An 18746-nucleotide genomic window follows, 5' to 3' on the forward strand; every position below is an offset into this window, starting at 1 on the left:
GACACCATGCGAACTACCAGAGGTCCCGCCCTCTTGACAGGGCGCACACATCCTTAACGCACTGGCGTTGCCGCGGGGTGGTGTAGTCACGGCAGCTGTTTTGGTTCCGGTTGTGGGGTGATCTGCGGTTCGGGTTCGATCGGTTTGGTGGTGAAGAGCTCGGCCATGGAGGCTTCCGACAGGTAGCGGCGGTCGAAGACCTGCCACTCGTCGTGGAGTTCTGCCAGCACCGCGGCGGCGAGCCGGTCCAGGGCGGCGGGGTTGGGAAAGACCTGGACGACGTCGGCCCGCCGTTTGATCTCCCGGTTCAGCCGCTCCAGCGGATTGGTCGACCAGATCTTCTTCCAGTGCGCCGACGGGAAGTCGGCGAAGGCGGTGATGTCTGTTCCCGCATCCAGCAGCATCGTCTTGACCTGCGGGAACTGCCGTCCGAGCATGTCAGCGACCACGTTGCCGACCTGCTGATCAGAGCCCGCACCTTCGTCGCCGCCAAGCCCATCGAGGTCTTGCCTGACGGGACCTATCTGACCCGGATGAATCTCGCCGGGCAGCGACGCTCCCATCCGGGCGGGGTGACAGTGAGGGTGATCGACTACCAGGTCGACGACGGCGAGACAACCAGGCTGCTGACCGACCTGCTCGATCCCGAGGCGTGGCCCGCCGAGGAGCTGGCAGCCCTGTATCACGAGCGTTGGGAGGTCGAATCCGCCTACCGGCAGCTGAAGACCTTTCAGCGGGGAAGGGCCGAGGTGCTGCGGTCTGTGTCACCGGAACTGGTACGGCAGGAGATCTGGGCCCACCTGACCCTCCATCACTGCCTGAACCGGATCATCATGCGGCTGGCCGATGGCGAGGGTCTGGACCCCGACCGGATCTCGTTCGTCAAGGCCCTCAAGCACACACGACGCAGCGTCGTCCTCCAGGCAGGCCAATCGACCCGCCGTCTGCGGCAGTTCATGAAGCGGATGGCCATGAAAGTCGTGCGCAAGCTCGACAACGGTCTCCGGCGACTGCGCGAGGCAGACCGCTACACCCGCCATCCGGTCTCGCAGTACATCGTGCGCAAGAAAGAACAGGTCAGGCGCGGCGCACGACGGGTTCCGGAGAAGGTCATCACCCTCACGCCCGCGATACTTCAGTAGCTCAAGCAACGGCATTGCGAGTTGCGCAGCAGGTGAACAACGCACGTCTGCACGATCGTCGCAGGCCAGACCGCATTGACCGCGTCCGGCAACCCCGTCAGCCCGTCACAGACCAGCATCAGCACGTCCGCGGCGCCGCGGTTCTTGATCTCGGTCAGCACCTGGAGCCAATATTTTACGCCCTCGCCCCCGTCGCCGACCCACAGGCCGAGGATGTCGCGGTGGCCCTCGGCGGTGACCGCTACGGCCATGTAGACGGGCCGGTTGGCGACCTGCCCCTCCCTGATCTTCACGTTCACACAGTCGATGAAGACGACCGGGTATACCGGGGCGGTTTCTATCGGTGGTCGCGACTCCTGGAAGGAGTCTGTGTGATGCCGGAGTATCCACCGAACCGGTTGCCGTTGTCGGTTCCAAAGGCGTACTTCAAACTGCGTAGAGGTGGCCTAAAAGGGGCAGCCGCTGCCCGCCGTGTGGGCGTATCCACCAGCGCAGGCTCGGTGTGGTTCATCAAGGCTGGACGCATGCTGCTCCCCGACAAGCCTATCGATGAGCGTTACCTCACCCAGGACGACCGCATCACGATCGCCGACGGCCTGCTCGCCGGACGCCCGGCCACGGTCATCGCCGCGGACATCGGCAAGCACCGTTCCACCGTCTACCGCGAGATCTCCCGCGGCCGTGGACCGGATGGCGCCTATAACCCGTGGTGGTCCCACAATCAGGCCATACTGCGCCGACAACGGCCCAAGCCGGAGAAGCTGCGAGCGAGTGCCGCGCTGCGCGATCTCGTCAACGACAAACTCAAACAACGCTGGTCCCCGCAGCAGATCGCCCGTCACCTCACGCTGACCCAGCCTGGGCAGCCGGCGATGAACGCCTCCCCGGAGACCATCTACCGCGCCCTTTACAACGGCGTCCTGGACAAGCGCATCGCCCGGCTGCGGACCCGCAGGACGCGCCGCAAGAAGCAGCGCCGAGGGATACCCCTGACCAACGCCATCCCGCGCATGCGGCCGGTCCACACCCGGCCAACGGAAGCCGAGGAGCGTCGGAGTGCCGGGCACTGGGAGGGCGACCTGATCCTCGGCAAGGGGCAGGCGTCCGCGATCGGAACCCTGGTCGACCGCGCTGCCCGTTACGTCCGCCTGATCCACCTGCCCGCCGCCGCAGACGATGCCTCGAACAGGCCGATGGGGAGGGCTTCGAGTAGTTCCTCGGAAGGAAGAAGGGGGCCGATCGCATCATCGGGCTCGATCTCTTCGACCGGGAGGCTGTGCAGGAGACCCACCGTGTTTCCCAGAGAATGCGCCAGGTCGGACGTGAGGCGGTTCTCACGTGCTGCCTCTGCCGCGGTGCGCGCGTCATCAATGCGGGCGAAGACCAACACGCTTGCTTCGGTATCGGCGGCTAGCAGGCGAGGAGAGAGCGGGCCGGCGAGCGAGCCGTCTCTCAGAACCCGGTCAAAGGTGACGCACTGCCTGATACGGGCGGCAGATGCTTCAGCCGGCCCCTCGAGATTCTTGACGAAAACGCGCTCCCCGGTGTCGGTGGTGCCGATCCAGTTGTGGTTAGGGCCGGGCACCTTCCTGACGCCTGCTTGGCCAGCCAGAGATCCGAGCCCGGCTCGGGTCAGCAGGTTCTGCACTTCGGCGTGCTCGTCGAGTGTTTCGGTGGTCCTTCCCGTCATGGTTTGGCACCCCCGGCAAGCGAGCGACTGATCAGGCGGGCCGCTTCTCCCGGCTGGTCGGCCGTGGCGTAAATGCGCCGCGCCAACACCGGTTCGCCCTTTCGTAGCTGCACCAGCAGCGGCTCTTCGAAGTCGAGGACCAAGCCGGTCGCACTGCCGACGGTGCAGGCCACTGCGTCGTCCTCGTCCGGAACCCGGCGCAGTCCGTGCCCGTGGCGGGAACCGTGAGCGACGCGAACCGATCTGATTGCCTCGACCGGAATCGTCAACTCGCCGAAGGGACCAGTGCGCAGGCGTAGGGCCCTGCCGTCCAGCAAGTGAGGTGAGCGGGCGGTCATCGCGCAGAAGCCCAGGGAGAGTACGAGGGATAGCACCATCCACAGCAGATGGATCACCCGGCCGACCGGCGGAAGCATCCCGTCGATAACGAACCCGGTGACCAGGTCGGTTCCCGCGAAGGCCCAAACGACCATCCGGACATCCGATGAATGGGAGATGTGCAGCCGTCCCTCCTGCGATGTCACAGGTCTGCGAGCCAGCCAGTCCCTCAGGTCGCGCAGCATGGCTCGCGTCCACTCGGTCCAGGAGCGGCGGGGCGCCGATAATCTCGTTGCTACGAATTCGGGACCAATGCCGTCATGCATCTCTCAGGCTCCTTCCTAGGCAGAAACCGGAAGCCAAACATGTTCCGGCCACAAAAGTGAGTGCTGCTGCCTTCGGCTTGCTGCCGACCAGTCCGACCATGCCCACCATCCCGGTGGCCCCGACGAGACCCGCCAGAACGGGCAAGACCTTGCGCGGGCCGGTCAACTGGACGGCGACGCCAGACGGGTTGGGAACCGGCCCGGCTCGCGCTCAGCGGCGTCCGTGGCGGCGCTCGGCCCGGTTGCGGGGCGGGAGCGGTCGGGCGGCCTCGGCCCGCTCCTCCCGCTCGCGCACCCGGCGCTCGTAGTCCTCGCGGGCGCCGATCTCGGCGGCGGTGCGGCGCGCGAGCGTCGGGGCGGCCCAGGTGCCGATCGCCCAGGCGACGGTGGCGGGCAGGACGGGCGCGAGGAGCAGCAGCGTCCAGCGGCCGCCGGCGGCCGAGGCGGCGTTCCTGCGCTGCCGGGAACGGTGCTCCCGCCATGCCTGTTCGGGGGTGGGGATCTCCACCGGTGCGCGCCGAGTGCGCACGAAACCCGCGACGAGGCTGAGCAGGCAGGCGACCGCCGTCACCGCGTACACCGCGGTACGTCCGGAGCGGGGCACCCCCACCGCTTCCCAGAACCCCGCGTAGAAGGCTGTCACGACGAGCCCGGCGAACAGCAGCAGGGCGAGCTGGGAGCAGCCATGTGCGATCCGGCGCAGCCAGTACCCGGCGCCCCGGTCGAACCAGGTGGTGCCCAGGCGCGGAATCGCCGCCGGCTCCACCTGCTCCCCGGGGACGCCGTCCGCGGTACTTTTCATGTCGTCCCCACCAACATCAGAAGATCTTGTGCCACAGCGCCTTGGACTTGTCGCCGATCCAGTGGCCGGTGCCGGTCACCATACCCTCGCCCGCGTGCCACGCCTGGGCCCCGGAGTGGCCGATGCCGTACAGCGTGCCCACGACCGCACCGTGGTCGTCCCAGTCCTCGCTCCAGTGCTCGTGGAACAGCTTGTCGGCGAAGGTTCCCACGCCGACGACGACCGCGCCGCCGACCGCGGCCGTGGCGACCACACCGTCCACCGGGATCGAGGCCGCGAGACCGACACCGGCGCCCAGGGCCACCAGGCCGCCGCCCACGTCGACGAGCGCCGAGTGGCCCCAGGACCAGCCCTCGTCGTGGTCCTGCTTGGCCTCCAGACCGCCGACGGCCACCGTGGCCGCGACGTCGATGACCGGGATCTCCTTGAGGAACCGGGGAGCGCCCTCGGCGAGTTCACTGCCGCGCAGGACGTCCGCCAGCTTGTAGTTGAGGTACCGGTCGTACGGCATATGGGAGCTGCCGTTCTCCAGCCCGGCCAGCCGCCCTTCCAGGCTGTCGAGTTGGTCGGCGGCGGCCTGCCAACTCCCCGCGCAGCTTGAACGCCTTGGGGAGGTTCGCGTCCGCCGTCCGGAACTTGGCCTCCTCGTCCTTCAGCGCGGACAGCGCCTTGTCGTGCTCCTCCTGGGCGTGCTTGATGTCGTCGGCCATGTCCAGGCCGAGCGCCCGGTCGCCCTCCGCCCCAGCGGTCCACAGGCCGCGCAGGTAGTCGGCGACCACGATCTTGTCGCCCTTCTGCATCGGCTCGCTGGGGTCGATCTCGGCGTAGAGCTGGCCGATGCGCTTGGCGGCGAGGAGCCGGGCACGCTGGGCCTGGTGCATCAGCTCCGTGTAATCGCCCAGGCCCAGCACTTCCCTGAGCGATGCCTTCCACCTGCACCGACGCAGCAGCAGTCACCGCGCCCTTGTCCTCGGAAAGCTCCTGGTGCTGCTGGACGACGACTTCAGGCTGGCGTTGCGCCGAGCTCCCGACGTTCGCCAGGCATGTCTGGAATCCTACGGCCCCCCACAAGGACCCACGGCGATCTCGCTCCGGGAACTGCTGGGAGTGATCGGCGCTCACCAGTGGCGCCTGAAAGGGGTCGACGTGCCGGCGCTCGGCAGCCGGATCCACCCCACTACGGCGTGTTCGCGCCGATCAGAGGCGAGTACGTCGACCTGGTCGCCCACACGCCTCTGCCACCAAAGACCCAGCACAGTCCCGCCACCAGTACAGCGTTCGATCTCGGCACGGGAACCGGCGTCCTCGCCGCGGTCCTGGCCCGCCGCGGAATCAACCGCGTCGTGGCCACCGACATCAACCCACGCGCCCTGACCTGCGCCAAGGAAAACGCCCACCGGCTCGCACTGACCGACCGTATCGAGGTCTCGGGCCCCGGCCTGTTCCCCGAAGGCCGCGCCGACCTCATCGTGTGCAACCCGCCCTGGCTCCCCGCCCGTCCGACCAGCTCCATCGAGCAAGGCGTCTACGACCCAGACAGCACCATGCTGCACAGCTTCCTCACTGGACTCTCCGCCCACCTTCGGCCAGGCGGCGAAGGCTGGCTCATCCTGTCCGACCTGGCAGAGCACCTTGGCCTCCGGACACGTCAGCAACTGCTTGACGCCATCCGGGCAGCACGCCTCCGCGTTGTGGACAAGATCGACACCAAGCCCCAGCACCCACGGGCCAGGGACGCCACCGACCCACTCCACACCGCACGAAGCGCCGAGACCACGTCCCTCTGGCGTTTGACAGCATGACCGGCAGTCCAATCACGCAACGGCATCTCACCTCCCAGTTCCCCAGGTGAGCACATCCCGTGGGCGACCTCGCCACGCCCACGGGATGACCCGATTCCCCGGCCAGCCTGAGGATCGAAAAAACCTACTGAAGGAAGGTTGAGGCCGCTGCGTCGGCTCGGCGAGGTGCGCCTCACGAGCCCACGCGGATGCGGGCGGTGACATTCCCGAAAGACGGAGGCTACGGCGTGAGTGAATAGGGGGCATGCTTTTCGACTTCGCGCACGACCACGACGGTGAACGACTCAGCGGTGTGTACGGCGGTGATCCTTCCGGGGCCACCGCCGTGGTGCTCCATGGCGCAGGCACCAGCAGCACGGAGCGACTGCTTCCTCTGGTGCGGGAGTTCGTGGCCCACGGCTGCCGAGGGGTCGCCTTCGACTTCTCCGGGCACGGCGAAAGCACCGGCAAGCTGAGCGAGTTAAGCCTGCGGCGACGGTTCGAGCAGGCTGTCGCGGTGATCGATGCGTACGCGGGGGCGGACGGGCCGCTGGTCCTGGTGGGGTTCAGCATGAGCGGGCAGACGGTGGCCGATCTCGTCCGGCATTACGGGGATCGAGTGACGGCCCTGGGGCTGTGCGCGCCCGCCGTGTACACCGCCGAGGCGTGGGACGTGCCCTTCGGGGACGGGAACGGCCGGTTCAGCGGGATCATCCGGCAGCCGGACGGCTGGCGGCGGGCGCCCGCGCTTGAGGTGCTGCGGGCGTACGAGGGCCGGGCGGTGCTCGCCGTGCCGGGCACGGACGCGGTGATCCCGCCCACGGTGACCGAGGCCGTACAGGATGCGCTGACCGCGCGGGCCCAGTACACGCGGTTCGACCTTCCGGACGCGCAGCACCAGCTGGGAATGTGGTTCCGCGATCACGGCGACGACCGGCGGGAGTTCGTGGAGGCGGTGCTGACCGGCCTCGACGACCTCGGCTGGACGGCCACGCGTGCGTGGGTGGCCAAGCAGCTCGGCACCGCCCGGTCGGTCACCGCCATGCGCCTACTATCCGGTGGCTGGAGCTCCCAGATGCGCCGGCTCACGCTCGACGACGGCACGGCCCTGGTGCAGCGGACCTTCGTGAAGCCGTTCTTCCGCCACGCCGCGCCTGGGCTGCTGGCCCGCGAGGCATCTGTCCTGGCGCTGCTCGCCGGGCGGGAGGGCATCCCGGCTCCTGGGTTCGTCGCTGTGGACGCCACGGCCGAACACTGTGACCACCCGACCCTGTTGATGTCTGCGCTGCCGGGCCGCGTCCGCGTGGACGAGGACGACCTCGACCGGCGCGTGGACCTGCTCGCGGCCCAGCTCGTCCGTGTCCACGGCGTCGTGCCGGACGAAAGACCGCGCACGTACCAGGCGTGGACGTCCCCGGAGCGCGTCCGGACCCCGGACGGTTCTCTGTGGGAGCGGGCTGTGGACGTGATCCGCCGCGACCCGCCGCCGTACGAAGGTTGCTTCCTGCACCGCGACTTCCACCCCGGGAACGTGCTCTTCACCAGAGCCGGGCAGGAGCTGCGGATCACCGGTGTCGTGGACTGGGTCGAGACCTCGTGGGGACCTGCCGACCTGGATGTGGCGCACTGCTCGACCGCGCTCGCGCTGCTGCACGGGCCGGAGCACGGGCTGGACTTCCGCGAGCGGTACGAGGCACACGGCGGCCGCGACCTCGCCGACGACCCCGACCACCTGTACTGGCGGCTGCTCGACGCCCTGCACTACTGCCCCGACGCGGCGAAGCTGGCCGGACCGTGGCGTGACCTGGGGCGAGACGATCTGACGTCCGAAGTGCTGGGAGAACGGCTGGAGGCGTACGTGGACGGACTGCTGCGACGGTACGGCTGACCGGCCCTGGATCACTCGTCTGACACCGACCCGAGGAGACGTGCGCATTGGCCGCCGTGGTGCTCGTTCATGGCCTGTATCACCGTCCCGAACACTTCTCCCTGGTGACAGAACGCTTACGGACCGCAGGAACCGAGGTCGTCGTTCCCGAGCTCCACCGGGGCTAACTGCCCGCCGACACAGCCGCGGTCCAGGCAGCCATCAACTCGCTACCGGAGCCTGTGACCGTGCTCGGTCACTCCTACGGCGGATCAGTGATCACTGGGCTGCGCGGGGCGCGACACCTGGTCCATCTGGCAGCCTTCGTGCCGGATGCCAGCGAGAGCGCGGCCGGTCTGGGTGGCGCGTCCCCGCAGCTGAAGGACGCGATCACCCCTGCGCCCGACGGCTCGACCAGCCTGAACCCCGACCGGGCCGCCGACGCCCTCTACGGCGACTGTCCCGAACCTCTCACCGCCTGGGCGGTCGACCTCCTACGTGCCCAAGCCCCCGGCTGCGGACGAGGCATCCCAGAGCACCACAGCTGGAAGCACGATCCCTCCACCTACGTCGTCTGCGCGCAGGACCGGGCCATCGACCCGGTCGTGCAGCGGCGGATGGCTTCGCGCTGCACCGACGTGCGCGAGTGGCAGACGGGGCACTCCCCGTTCGTAGGACAGCCCGATCTCATCGTTGAACTTCTGCAGGAACTGCTCGCCGCCAACCCCCCGCGCCAGCCCGATGAAGGAGTCACAACCGGTCGCTGATATCCCAGGTACAGACCGCTGCACGAGGTGGACTTGGCCACGATCCTGGTGAGCAGCTTGTCGCGCACGGCAGGCCACTCGTCCGCAAGCACGCTGTAGTACAGCGAGTCCCGACGAGTGCCGTCCTGGCGCGTCATGTGGCTGCGCAACGTCCCCTCGTACACGAGCCCCAGCCGTGTCAGGGCTTGCTGGGAACGCACGTTGAGGTTGTCGGTGCGCAAGGCAATCCTGACCAGACCCAGACCTTCGAAGGCATGCCCGAACAGCAGCAGCTTGCGATCACCGACCTCCTTCCAATCGTGGTCAACGACCTCTTCGGCATCAATCCCCACACCACCTACGCCTGGGCTCAGTACGCCCAAAACAGCTGGGCGGAATACCTCGAAGCCGTCCAGGCCACCGAATAACAGAAGGTGAAACGCCGACCCTTCCCAGGGATCACGGCGGCAGAGCTCGTCGATGGGCACAGTTGACAGCGCTGGAGAGACTGTTCCCTGTGACGACAACGGCAGACTTGACGCTCGCGCACCGCCTCTCCGATCAAGCAGAGATAATCGCCCAGCGCCACCTCTCAACGGCTGGGATCGCGGTTCAAACGAAGATCGACGGGAGCCCGGCCACCGCGGCCGACCACGAGATCGAGCAGGCCTTGCGCTCCATGATCAGCCGGGAGCATCCGGCTGATGCATTCCTCGGCGAGGAATTCGGCGCCCACGGCAGCAGCACCCACCGGTGGATCATCGATGCCATCGATGGAACGGCGAGTTTCCTTGCTGGCGAGCCCGAGTGGAGCACTCTGATCGCCTTGGAAGAACACGGCAGCGTCTCCATGGGCATGGTCTCCGCGCCCGCATTGCACCGCCGTTGGTGGGCGGCATGCGGCTCCGGGGCATGGACCAGCACATACCCTGCCCATCCGGCCGCCCCGCCCCAGAGACTCACGATCACCGGAGCCACCAAACTGCACGAAGCGAGAATCGGGATCTGGCCGCCCCCCTCCCGGCTGAGCGAGGCCGACCGTGCCATGGCTGCGGAGCTCGCAGCACGCGCCGCGCAGACGCGACCGGCACTCGACTGGGGTGCCCCACAACCGACCTGCCCCCCGCCCCCGAAACCATCTACCGGGTCCGGCACCTGTCACGGCGCTCTTCTCGTCGCCACGGGCCACTTGGACGCGTTTCTCCTGCTCGGAGCAGGCCCCTGGGACATCGCCGCCCTGGTCCCCATCATCAAGGAAGCCGGAGGCGCGTTCAGCGACCTCTCCGGCACACGAGAGACGAATACGAAAGCCGCGCTGTTCTCCAACATCAGCCTCCACGGACAGATCCTCGACACGTGGCGCTGACGAGTGCCGCGTGAACTGAGGATGCGTCGGCAGACACGAGGCCATGGGCAGTCGCAGCCATCCAATCCACCGAATAGCGCATGGGATCGAGCTCGATGCCCATCGCAACGTCGTCACCAATGCCGAACCCCGGCCATGGTTCGACAAGACCTGAGCTCCATCTCACGGCGATTCGAGCTGCCGGGACGCGAAGTCCCAGGGTGTCTCGGACGTGTGCCACCCTGAGTGAGGAGGCGGTGAGGCGTTCACCCACCGCCTCCTCACTGGAGTGCGGCCCCTGTTACCCGGCCAACCCGGCCGGTGCGCGCGGGGCCCGGATCAGGGCGGAGAGCGGTGCGCCCTTCTTCGCGTCCAGCGAGGCTAGCGTCCGGGCTGTGGCCGACGGCTTTGGTGCGATCACGCAGTTGGACTTGCCGGATTCCGCTTCGCCGTTGATGGCGGTGACGCAGAATTCGTAGTTCCAGACGCCGGGGACGAGGTAGGCGATGCCCCGGCTGGTCTCGTTGGTGATGTACTCGTCGGCCTTGAACCCGCTGCCGTCGTGCTTGGACCCGCTGCTGTCGTTGACGTTACGGATCCAGACGCGGTAACCGGCGGCCCACACGGACCCGTTCCATGACAGTTGGACGGTAGTGGCGTCGGTGGAGGTGACCTTCAGACCGGTGGGTGCCGGAGGTGTGCCGGCCCCGACGGTGACGGACCGGGCGACGCCCGGCATTCCGCCACCGGCGGCGTTCCAGGTGGCGACCGCGACGAGGTAGTGGTGGCCCGGCTTCAGCCCGTCGACGTGCGCCGACCTCCCACTGACCGCAATGCTGTTGATGAACGCTCCGGGGGTGTCTTTGTCCCAGGTGATGACCTCGTACCGGTCGATCGAGTCGGTGTACGGGCCGGTCGGCGCGTCCCAGGAGACGTCCACGCCGGTGTCGGTGGCGCGGGAGACGATGTTCTGGGGCGCCGCGGCGGTCTTCGGGTGCGCGGTGGCACCGACCGTCTTGGACCACCCGGACTTCCCGTCATCGGCGTTGTCGGTGCGGACCTGGTATTCCCACTCCCAGCCGTCGAGGGTCCAGGTGGTGTCGAAGCGGGGCGCTCTGACCGGTGTCTCGTTCCAGGTGCCGGAGCCCTTGATCCGGTGCCGGACGGTGTAACCGCGGGCGCCGTAGACCGGTTCCCAGTTCAGGGTGATGCCGCTCGCTCCGGAGTCGGCCCAGACCGTGTCCGGCGCGGGCGCCGGCCGGTCGGGGACATGCGCGGGAATGTCGATCAGTTGACTGCCGAGACCGTAGCTGTCGTGCAAGGTGCGCACGAATGCCTGGGCGATCTGGTATTCGCCCAGGGCGTTGGGGTGCAGCCCGTCATAGCCGGCAGGACAGCTGCTCCTGTCGCAGCTGTAGTTGCCGGCCCAGTCGACCAGGGCCACTCGGGACTTGTCGGTATTCCACGACGGGATCGCCTGTGCGAGCATGCTGTTGTACTTCGTCGTGTTGACGGGCAGGTCGTCCCGGCCGCCGATGAACGTCCGCTGCGGAACGTTGGCCAGGGCGAAATTGAGGTCCGGTTTGGCGGCACGGGCCTGGTCGACCAGCGTCCGCATACTGTCCAGAGTACCTTCCGGACCACTGACGAACCAGCCCATGTCGTTGAACCCGAGCCCCACCAGCAGCAGGTCGGGCTGGTATTTCGCCACCTGCTCGGCGATCAGCTTTTTGTCCTGCGCCGCCTGCCGGCCCCAGACCGCGAAGTGGTCGGGGTCGAAGTCCGGCGCGACCCCGGCGGCGTACCCGCCCGAGGTGGCGGGAGCGCTCTCAGCCGACGGGCCTTTCCCCGGCAGTGGCGGCACGGGCGGCGCCTTGGGGGCCTCCTGCGGCCGGGTTCCCTGGTACGGACCGACGAAATCGACGTCGATGTGCTCCTTCTTGAACCATTCCCAAAGGCGGTAGCGCCAGGTCCAGTCACCTTCGTAGCCCTGGCTCATCGAATCGCCCACCACCATCACCTTCAGTGGCACCTTCCCGTCGCCGGCTCGTGGTTCCGCGACCCAGTCCATGACGAGGGCCCAGCGGATGGCGTCCTCGAACGCCTCGGCGATCTTCCTGTTGCCGGAGTCGTTCGGCGTCAGGCCGTCACCGGACAGGTCCTCGGTGGTCATGGCGCCGGTGTCGGCCAGGACGACGTGCCGTCCCGCGCTCTGCCAGGCGTCGACCATCTTGCGGATCTCGGCGTTGTAGGCGGTGATCCGGGCCTGGACTGCGGGGTCGGTGGCGGGATCCAGGGTGGCGAGTGCCACGACCGTGCCCGGGTTGTCCTTCTCGATCTGGTCGACCAGGTCCTTCAGCCGCTGCGCGGCGCCGTCCTGCTTGCCGTCCCGCATGTCGTAAGTGCCGGCCTGCAGCGTCACGATGTTGGGCCGGTACTTCGGCAGGGCGGTCGTGGACCGCTTGGCGATGGCGCTGATCTGCTCGCCGGGAGCGCCCTCGTAGGCGGGGTCCCCCTTCTGCCCCGTGGAGCCGGAGCCGACGAAGTCCACTGGTACGTCCCGTTTTTTGGAGACGAGCGAGATCAGGGCATAGAGCGAGCCGGCCAGGGTGGCGCCGTAGCCGATCTTCTCGGCGGTGCCGATAGTCGAGTCGCCCAGCGGCATCACCTTCAGCTCCGGCGGTTCCGCCGCCGCGCGCATGCCGTTCCACCACACGGGGTAGTGGTCGCTGCTGCCTCCGTTCATACGGCTCGCGGTGGCGTCGCCGGCGTTCCCGTCGGAACTGACGAAGTAGTCCAGTTCGTTGCCGCTCTGGTGGGTGGGAAGTCCGGAGTTGTAGACGCGGGCGCCGATCGGGAAGGTGCCGCGGCGTTGCAGCGTCCGCGGTTCGACGTTGAAATCGCCGCCGGCCGTCCAGCGGTACTGCGCGCCCCAGGAGCGGACGGAGTCGCGGATCGCCGTCAGCAGGGTGTTGGAGTCACCGCCGCCGCCCGACAGGCCGTGCACGTTGAAGTACCAGTCGTCTCCGAACCGGACGCCCAGCGCGGCCCGGCCCCGCTGGATGGGGTTGGTGACGACGCGTACCTCGTCGGGCTGGTCATGGGTGATGGTCGCCAGGTTCACCCGGCCGCCTTGGCCCCGGCCGCCGTTGTCGTCGGTCTGGATGAAGAAGACGTGGTACGGGCTGGGCTGCAGCCGGCTGCTGAACGGTTGCCAGGTCGAGTGCCGGACGGTGTCACCGTCCGCGGTGGTGACGTCCGGCTGTTGGGTGGCGTGGCTCGGGCCCTGGGGCCCGGCTTCCTGGATCAGGACGATCTCGGCGGACCTGGCGTAGCCCTGGACCTGCGAGGACCACTTGCTGGCCGTCGCGTCGTCCTCGCCCTGGATGTTGTTGGTGATGATTGACGTCTGCCGTAACGGCGCCGCGGCGGCGGGGGAAGCTCCTGGTGCCACGACGAGTGCCGTACCCAGAATCGACAGCGTTACCAGTGCCGCCCTGGGTCTGGTCACCAGACGCAGCCGGGCCAGTGCACCGGTGAGGTGTTCCTTTAATACGTTCACCACAGCAAGGTTAATGGACTCTGCATCTACGTGATCTGCACGATCGAGCGGCATACGGCGTCCCGCGGCGCACAGTCCACGCGCCCGGAAGCCACCGGCCGGAAGGCCCGGATCACCACCCTCGAACAGCACGTCGTCGACCTGAGCTCGAGCCCCAGGACCAAGGCGACGAGCTCAACGCCGCCCGGGCCACCAACCGCGAGCTCATGGCCCAGCTGAACCGCCACCCCGACCGCTCCCCCAACTGAACAGGGCAAAGCCCGGCCAGCCGCTCGACGGCACCAGGCCGGGGCGCTTCGACCTGTGTCCGGCAGCGCAAGCTCCCAGCGTGACCACCAATCAGGTCACCTCATGCGCTGATGGCGACAAGATCTCCGTCATCGTCTCCCGGGTGATCTCCAGCCGGGACAGCACCGACTCCTGTTCGGCCAGGTGTCCGGTCAACTCTTCGATCCGAGCCCGCAGTTCATCGACCTTCTCCCGCGCAGCAGCCTCTCGCCGCTCGAGTTCCTCCAGCCACGACACCATCGCCGCCACCCCCGGAATCCGGCCACCCGACACCACGACGATCGAGCAACCAACCCCGGTCAGCAACCACGCAGGGGTCGGCGCCGAGTAGCAGTCGTGCCAGCTGCCAGTGCAGGCGCTGGATGCGGATGGGGGCATGGGATCGCCAGCCGTGGCGCTGGCAGAGCTCCTGGTAGGCGTTGTGATCGAAGGCGACGCTGTCGGGGCTGAAGAGTCTGCGACGGCGGGCATAGTCGATCGGGACGGCATGGCTGTCCAGGGCCTTGGCAAACTCTGGCAGGACCGTGACCAGGGTCTCGGCTCCCCAGAGCGTCACGGCCGCGTCCAGTGCCCGGCGGTTGCTCTTGGGACTGGTGTTGCCCATGAGCGACGCTGCTGGCAGGTAGTCCCAGTTTGTGCCTGGCAGCGATCCTGCTGGCTTATTCCGACCTCGGGGATCAGTCGACCAGTGGGTGGCGGTAGCACGGGTTCCGGTTCGCCGTCTCGCAAATGACGCATTGCGGGTTACTCCACACCTGCGGGCAGTTGGGTCGCGCTCGCGTACGGCACTGCAGGCGCAGCTGGCGGCGAAGAACGCGATCGCAGACATCTAGTGCCCCGGCAGGCAACGTTCGCCCGTCAAGGAGTGACGTCCGGTGCGTGCTCTCGGCGTGCCGGCCGGAAGTCCTCGTACTGGACGTACTTGGGCTTTCGGCCGGTGCGGCGAGTGGGGATCCCCCCTGCTCGAAGAGCTTGGGGGAGTGCCGGGCGTCGCGACGGGGCGAACGTTGCCTGCCGGGGCACTAGAATGCCGAGGACAAAGACCAGGCCAGGGCCGCCGTCAAGGCGTTCGCGAAGCAGTATGGCGCGAAGTTCCCCAAGTCCGTGGCGAAGGTCGTCGACGAGGACGTGCTGCGGGCGTTCTACGACTACCCGGCCGAGCACTGGATCCACCTGCGTACCACGAACCCGATCGAGTCGACCTTCTCCACCGTGCGGCTGCGCACCAAGGTCACCCGTGGCGCCGGGTCGCGGTCGGCCGCTCTGGCGATGACGTTCAAGCTGATCGAGTCCGCCCAGGAACGCTGGCGCGCGGTCAATGCGCCGCACCTGGTCGCCCTCGTGCGAGCCGGAGCCCGCTTCAAGCGTGGCGTCCTCGTCGAACGGGAGGACGCCAGCGCGGCCTGAGCCGCGTCCCGATCGCGGGATTCGACAGCCGCACGTTCGTGCCCGGCTTCACACCGAGGGTGTACTTCGTCCGAGCAGCCTGCTGAGCTCGTGGGCCAGGGCGACCGAGGCGTCGATCTCGACCTTGCGGATGGACACGCTCTCCACGAGGAAGCCGAACGGCATGCCGAGCTTGCGGCAGAAGGCGATCAGGTCCCGGGCGTTCGCCAAGCAGTGCTGGTATGACTCGGCCAGGGTGTCGTCCGCATGGCGCAGGGAGTTCTCCAGCCAGCGCGGGACGTCGACGCCGAGCCATTGGAGGAACGCCAGCGTCTTCACCGAGCCGCACACCGAGAGCGTGAACAGGACGGGCCTCGGTTCGAGGTCCCGCTCGCGGCAGGCGTAGTAGTAGTCGGAGACCATGCTTTTCGCCGCGTCGGCGCTGTAGATGACCTGCGAGATGAAGTACGCGCATCCGGCCACCTGCTTGGCGACGAGCCGCAGATGCTCCTCGGGGCGTTCGGTGATGGCCACGGCACCGAGCAGCAGGTCTGGGCGGACATCGCGGCGCAGGTCCTGCGCCTCGGACAGGCCGGTCCGCACCGCCTTCCCCTTCGAGGACGCGCCGACGAAGACGCCGAGCAGCCGGTCGGCGTCGGCCGTCCGCAGCCAGGTCCGCAGCTCCGTCTGGGAGTACTTGCCGACGCACCGGTAGACGACCACCGGGCGGTTCCACTTGCCGAGATAGTCCGCGTGGTACACGGCAGGGTCGATGGTCGGCAGGTACGGAAACGGCCGCTGCGCCGGATTACGGTCGCTCTCATCGTCGATGTCGTACAGCGCCAGACCGTCGACATCGAGGGACTCCAACCGTGCCAGGGTGGCTGCGGTGATCTCCCGGATCCGCTCGGGAGTGTTGCTCAGGCGGGGCGGCGTGATGCCGAACAACAGGACACCGCTGTCGGCATCGGCCACCCGGCTTCGTAGATCTGTGCCGTCGCTCTGGTTCGCCATGACGCGGAAGTTAGCAGCTCATCCGCCATGCGGCAGGCGAACACCACCCTGTGAGACGGGCCTCGGTTCTGAACCAACTGACGTCCGGCCGCGCGGACCAGATCCACAGAATTTGACAATTGCTCACAACGGAGAGGCATTCACGAGACGGCCAGACCGGAACCCGGGCTACCGCCATCCACTGGTCGCCTGTTCCCCGAGGCCGTATTCGGTCACGCGGCGAAGGAGAGGTCGAGGCGGGCAAGGTGGCTGACGCGGCTGCGGTCGAGCGGGTGGCCGTTCCACCAGGCATCGAGGCGAATGAGGTTGAGTGCAACAGCGGAGAAGACATGCTCCAGGTGGGTCCCCGGGGCCGCGCAGGCCAGCGCCTCCAGCGTGGCCCGCAGTGTTTCCCCGGCCAGCTCCAGCCTGTTCAGATCGCGTACCGCCGCCAGAACGCGGGTGGAGTCGGTGCGCTGCTTGCCTCCGGCCTTCACCAGGCCCCGGTCCTTGAGGGCGGTCAGCAGCAGGTCGAGCACCTTCTCCTCCATCCCGTGCTCGACCAGTCGCGTGCGGAACTCGGACAGCACCGAGGCGTCGAACCCGGGATCATCCAGCTCCAGGCCGAGCGCGTATTTCAGGTCCATGCCGTACCGCACCCGATGCGCTGCCGCCCGGTCGGTGAGGTTCTCGGCGAACTGCAACACCGTCACCAGCGCCAGCTGGCCCGGTGACCAGCCCGGCCGCCCTCTGGCTCCGAACGCCTCGGCGAACTCGGCGTCCGCGAACAACTCGCCCAGCTCGTCGCGGACCCGCATCGCCAACGGGTACGGGCCCCGTGCCGCCACCGCCCGCGCCACCTGCGCGGTCAGCTCGGGCACCTTCGGCCACGGCCTCGGCCGCATCGACATTCCACACCCCCACCCGCGACCGGAACGCCAAACGGCCGCTGCTACCCCGACCAACGAACCGCCAGACCCGCCGGGCACGGAATAAGCCAGCAGGATCGTCACCAGCCGCAAAACTGCGGGGGTCTGGCTTTCGGGCATGGCTGTTAAGCCCTCCGTGACCGTGTGGGGGCATGCGAAAGAGCTCGCCGGTTAGCGGGCCCTGATGGTCTGCGACTTGTGTTACTTCAGGTCTTGTCGGACGCCCCACGGTGGTCGATCACCGAGTCGGGCCCGGGGCTCATGATGGTCTCGTGCCCCTTGTCGTCCCGCACGCGGTACGGCGGGTTTCCCTTGGGACCGAGCACCTCAACGATCTCGACGGTGTGATCTTGTTGGCCGACGATTCTCCCGTGTACGACGAGCCGGTCGCCTTTGGAAGCATGCACCGTTGCGTCCTCTCTCTGCTGAACTGGTCCACCCCGAAATCGACAGTGGCATATCTGAGCAACGCAGGCGTGGGTGCGTACGCCACACGGGTGAACGTCTGGAGCGGTACGCCCGCCCCGGCGTCGACGCGTTCAGGGGCATGAGGACTGTGTGGACGCACATGAAGTCAATCGTGTCAATCGTGTTCGGGCGACCGTGGCGTTATTCGTGGCGGACGCGTTCGCCTCGATACCGCGCAAGGACCAGCGGGCCAAGAGCGACTGCTATCTGCGGGGACTGATGATGGACGGCCGCCGCAAGTCCATCCAGGCCATGGCCTCGCGGCTACCGGACGGCAACGACAGCGGGAGACCTGTTACGTAGTCGGGATCCGCGGCGATCCGACCGTCCAGCCCCGTGACGCCCTCCCCGATGCCCCCGCCTGGTCCGGCAACGGCCGGCGGCCGGTGCCCCGCTACCGGCAGCCACCTGTGCCGGTGGCGGAACTGGCCGCGGCCGCCGGACGGGAAGCCTTCAGCGAGGTGACCTGGCGGGAAGGCTCGCGGGGCCCGATGACCTCCCGCTTCCTCACGGTGCAAGTCCGGCCGGCCGGGGTGCGCCCGCGTCGGCTGGCCCAGCAAGCCGCGGTGGCCGAGCACGGCCGGTGGGACGGCGTCCTGACCCAGGCACGACTGCTGGCCGAATGGCCCGACGGCGAGGACCAACCGACCCGCTACTGGCTGTTCGGCCTGCCCGCCGACACCCCGCTGGCCGAACTGGTCCGCCTGGCCAAGATCCGCTGGCGCATCGAACATGACTACCGCGAACTCAAGCACGGCCTCGGCCTGGACCACTTCGAAGGCCGCTCCTGGAATGGCTGGCACCACCACGCCACCCTCGTCACCGCCGCCCACGCCTTCCTCACCGAACAGCGACTGACCCCAAAAGCCGACACAGCGGACTCACCCTTTACCAGATCCTCGACATCCTTCAGGACCTGCTGAACTGCTGGACCGGCATCTGCACCACCTGCCACCGGCCTCTGCCCAGCAGGGCCACGCCAAGATCAAGACAGACCTAACGGAGTCCTACTAGTGCCCCGGCAGGCAACGTTCGCCCGTCAAGGAGTGACGTCCGGTGCGTGCTCTCGGCGTGCCGGCCGGAAGTCCTCGTACTGGACGTAC

At 67.9% G+C, this 18746-nt stretch carries 15 protein-coding genes and 5 pseudogenes; 9 read left to right on the forward strand and 11 right to left on the reverse strand.

All coding sequences use genetic code 11. From position 1 onward, the window contains the following. Nucleotides 1–86: 86 nt before the first annotated feature. Nucleotides 87–422 (reverse strand): annotated as a pseudogene (locus AB0A61_RS39785) (transposase); the annotation flags it as partial. A gap of 162 nt (nt 423–584) precedes the next feature. On the opposite strand from AB0A61_RS39785, the gene AB0A61_RS39790 reads away from it, so the two are divergent. Continuing rightward, nucleotides 585–1142 carry a transposase gene (locus AB0A61_RS39790; protein ID WP_361304160.1) on the forward strand — a complete coding sequence of 186 codons (558 nt, stop codon included), beginning with the start codon at nt 585–587 and terminating at the stop codon, nt 1140–1142. A 17-nt stretch (nt 1143–1159) separates the two neighbouring features. On the opposite strand, the pseudogene AB0A61_RS39795 reads toward AB0A61_RS39790, so the two are convergent. After that, nucleotides 1160–1468, reverse strand: a pseudogene (locus AB0A61_RS39795) (transposase); the annotation flags it as partial. Nucleotides 1469–1516: 48 nt separating this feature from the next. Between AB0A61_RS39795 and AB0A61_RS39800 the strand changes: the two are divergent. Further along, nucleotides 1517–2863, forward strand: coding sequence for an IS30 family transposase (locus AB0A61_RS39800; protein WP_361304163.1), 1347 nt, complete (start codon nt 1517–1519; stop codon nt 2861–2863). On the opposite strand, the gene AB0A61_RS39805 is transcribed toward AB0A61_RS39800, so the two are convergent. The 4 genes from AB0A61_RS39805 to AB0A61_RS39820 form a co-directional block, all read right to left on the reverse strand. After that, on the reverse strand, nt 2829–3395 hold the full coding sequence (locus tag AB0A61_RS39805; RefSeq protein ID WP_361304166.1) for a hypothetical protein: 567 nt from the start codon (nt 3393–3395) through the stop codon (nt 2829–2831). The genes AB0A61_RS39800 and AB0A61_RS39805 overlap by 35 nt on opposite strands. Before the next feature lie 292 nt (nt 3396–3687). Next, nucleotides 3688–4278: a hypothetical protein gene (locus AB0A61_RS39810; RefSeq protein WP_361304169.1), complete on the reverse strand. Its 591-nt coding sequence runs from the start codon at nt 4276–4278 to the stop codon at nt 3688–3690. 16 nt (nt 4279–4294) lie between these two features. Then, nucleotides 4295–4789 (reverse strand): hypothetical protein, encoded by a 495-nt coding sequence (locus AB0A61_RS39815; RefSeq protein WP_361304172.1) that lies wholly within the window; start codon nt 4787–4789, stop codon nt 4295–4297. Further along, the gene (locus AB0A61_RS39820) at nt 4734–5159 is read right to left on the reverse strand and encodes a hypothetical protein (protein WP_361304175.1); all 426 of its coding nucleotides are present in this window, start codon (nt 5157–5159) and stop codon (nt 4734–4736) included. The genes AB0A61_RS39815 and AB0A61_RS39820 overlap by 56 nt, the downstream gene beginning before the upstream one ends. A gap of 28 nt (nt 5160–5187) precedes the next feature. Here AB0A61_RS39820 and AB0A61_RS39825 point away from each other — a divergent pair. From AB0A61_RS39825 to AB0A61_RS39845, 5 genes and pseudogenes are all read left to right on the forward strand, one after another. Beyond that, nucleotides 5188–6080: pseudogene (locus AB0A61_RS39825) on the forward strand (class I SAM-dependent methyltransferase); the annotation flags it as partial. A gap of 244 nt (nt 6081–6324) precedes the next feature. Then, entirely contained in the window at nt 6325–7947 is a 1623-nt protein-coding gene (locus AB0A61_RS39830; RefSeq protein WP_361304178.1) for an alpha/beta fold hydrolase, read from the forward strand. A 167-nt stretch (nt 7948–8114) separates the two neighbouring features. Beyond that, a complete protein-coding gene (locus AB0A61_RS39835; protein WP_361304202.1) occupies nt 8115–8693 on the forward strand; it encodes an alpha/beta hydrolase in 579 nt (192 codons plus the stop codon). A 254-nt stretch (nt 8694–8947) separates the two neighbouring features. Next, nucleotides 8948–9100, forward strand: coding sequence for a hypothetical protein (locus AB0A61_RS39840; RefSeq protein WP_361304181.1), 153 nt, complete (start codon nt 8948–8950; stop codon nt 9098–9100). Nucleotides 9101–9207: 107 nt separating this feature from the next. Next, a complete protein-coding gene (locus tag AB0A61_RS39845; protein WP_361304184.1) occupies nt 9208–10038 on the forward strand; it encodes an inositol monophosphatase family protein in 831 nt (276 codons plus the stop codon). 280 nt (nt 10039–10318) lie between these two features. Here AB0A61_RS39845 and AB0A61_RS39850 read toward each other — a convergent pair whose 3' ends face one another. Both AB0A61_RS39850 and AB0A61_RS39855 read right to left on the reverse strand, forming a co-directional pair. Then, nucleotides 10319–13579: a GDSL-type esterase/lipase family protein gene (locus AB0A61_RS39850; RefSeq protein WP_361304187.1), complete on the reverse strand. Its 3261-nt coding sequence runs from the start codon at nt 13577–13579 to the stop codon at nt 10319–10321. Nucleotides 13580–13918: 339 nt separating this feature from the next. Further along, nucleotides 13919–14173: a hypothetical protein gene (locus tag AB0A61_RS39855; RefSeq protein WP_361304190.1), complete on the reverse strand. Its 255-nt coding sequence runs from the start codon at nt 14171–14173 to the stop codon at nt 13919–13921. Nucleotides 14174–14893: 720 nt separating this feature from the next. On the opposite strand from AB0A61_RS39855, the pseudogene AB0A61_RS39860 reads away from it, so the two are divergent. Continuing rightward, nucleotides 14894–15274 (forward strand): annotated as a pseudogene (locus AB0A61_RS39860) (transposase); the annotation flags it as partial. A gap of 48 nt (nt 15275–15322) precedes the next feature. Here the strand turns inward: AB0A61_RS39860 and AB0A61_RS39865 are convergent. From AB0A61_RS39865 to AB0A61_RS39875, 3 genes are all read right to left on the reverse strand, one after another. Beyond that, nucleotides 15323–16267: a 5,10-methylenetetrahydrofolate reductase gene (locus AB0A61_RS39865; protein ID WP_361304193.1), complete on the reverse strand. Its 945-nt coding sequence runs from the start codon at nt 16265–16267 to the stop codon at nt 15323–15325. Nucleotides 16268–16479: 212 nt separating this feature from the next. Beyond that, nucleotides 16480–17151 (reverse strand): transposase, encoded by a 672-nt coding sequence (locus AB0A61_RS39870; protein WP_361304196.1) that lies wholly within the window; start codon nt 17149–17151, stop codon nt 16480–16482. A 230-nt stretch (nt 17152–17381) separates the two neighbouring features. Further along, on the reverse strand, nt 17382–17582 hold the full coding sequence (locus tag AB0A61_RS39875; RefSeq protein WP_361304199.1) for a DUF1918 domain-containing protein: 201 nt from the start codon (nt 17580–17582) through the stop codon (nt 17382–17384). A gap of 151 nt (nt 17583–17733) precedes the next feature. Here AB0A61_RS39875 and AB0A61_RS39880 point away from each other — a divergent pair. Beyond that, nucleotides 17734–18566 (forward strand): annotated as a pseudogene (locus AB0A61_RS39880) (transposase). Nucleotides 18567–18746 lie beyond the last annotated feature (180 nt).

Origin of the sequence: Streptomyces sp. NPDC046197, assembly GCF_040646295.1 — a bacterium.
In the GTDB taxonomy this organism is placed as follows: domain Bacteria; phylum Actinomycetota; class Actinomycetes; order Streptomycetales; family Streptomycetaceae; genus Streptomyces.

Excerpts from the sequence above, each read along its gene's own strand:
- AB0A61_RS39810 (WP_361304169.1), bottom strand. The coding sequence starts at position 4,278 with ATGAAAAGTACCGCGGACGGCGTCCCCGGGGAGCAGGTGGAGCCGGCG.
- AB0A61_RS39830 (WP_361304178.1), top strand. The coding sequence starts at position 6,325 with ATGCTTTTCGACTTCGCGCACGACCACGACGGTGAACGACTCAGCGGT.
- AB0A61_RS39800 (WP_361304163.1), top strand. The coding sequence starts at position 1,517 with ATGCCGGAGTATCCACCGAACCGGTTGCCGTTGTCGGTTCCAAAGGCG.
- AB0A61_RS39805 (WP_361304166.1), bottom strand. The coding sequence starts at position 3,395 with ATGCTGCGCGACCTGAGGGACTGGCTGGCTCGCAGACCTGTGACATCG.
- AB0A61_RS39840 (WP_361304181.1), top strand. The coding sequence starts at position 8,948 with ATGCCCGAACAGCAGCAGCTTGCGATCACCGACCTCCTTCCAATCGTG.
- AB0A61_RS39815 (WP_361304172.1), bottom strand. The coding sequence starts at position 4,789 with ATGCCGTACGACCGGTACCTCAACTACAAGCTGGCGGACGTCCTGCGC.
- AB0A61_RS39865 (WP_361304193.1), bottom strand. The coding sequence starts at position 16,267 with ATGGCGAACCAGAGCGACGGCACAGATCTACGAAGCCGGGTGGCCGAT.
- AB0A61_RS39820 (WP_361304175.1), bottom strand. The coding sequence starts at position 5,159 with ATGCACCAGGCCCAGCGTGCCCGGCTCCTCGCCGCCAAGCGCATCGGC.
- AB0A61_RS39870 (WP_361304196.1), bottom strand. The coding sequence starts at position 17,151 with ATGCGGCCGAGGCCGTGGCCGAAGGTGCCCGAGCTGACCGCGCAGGTG.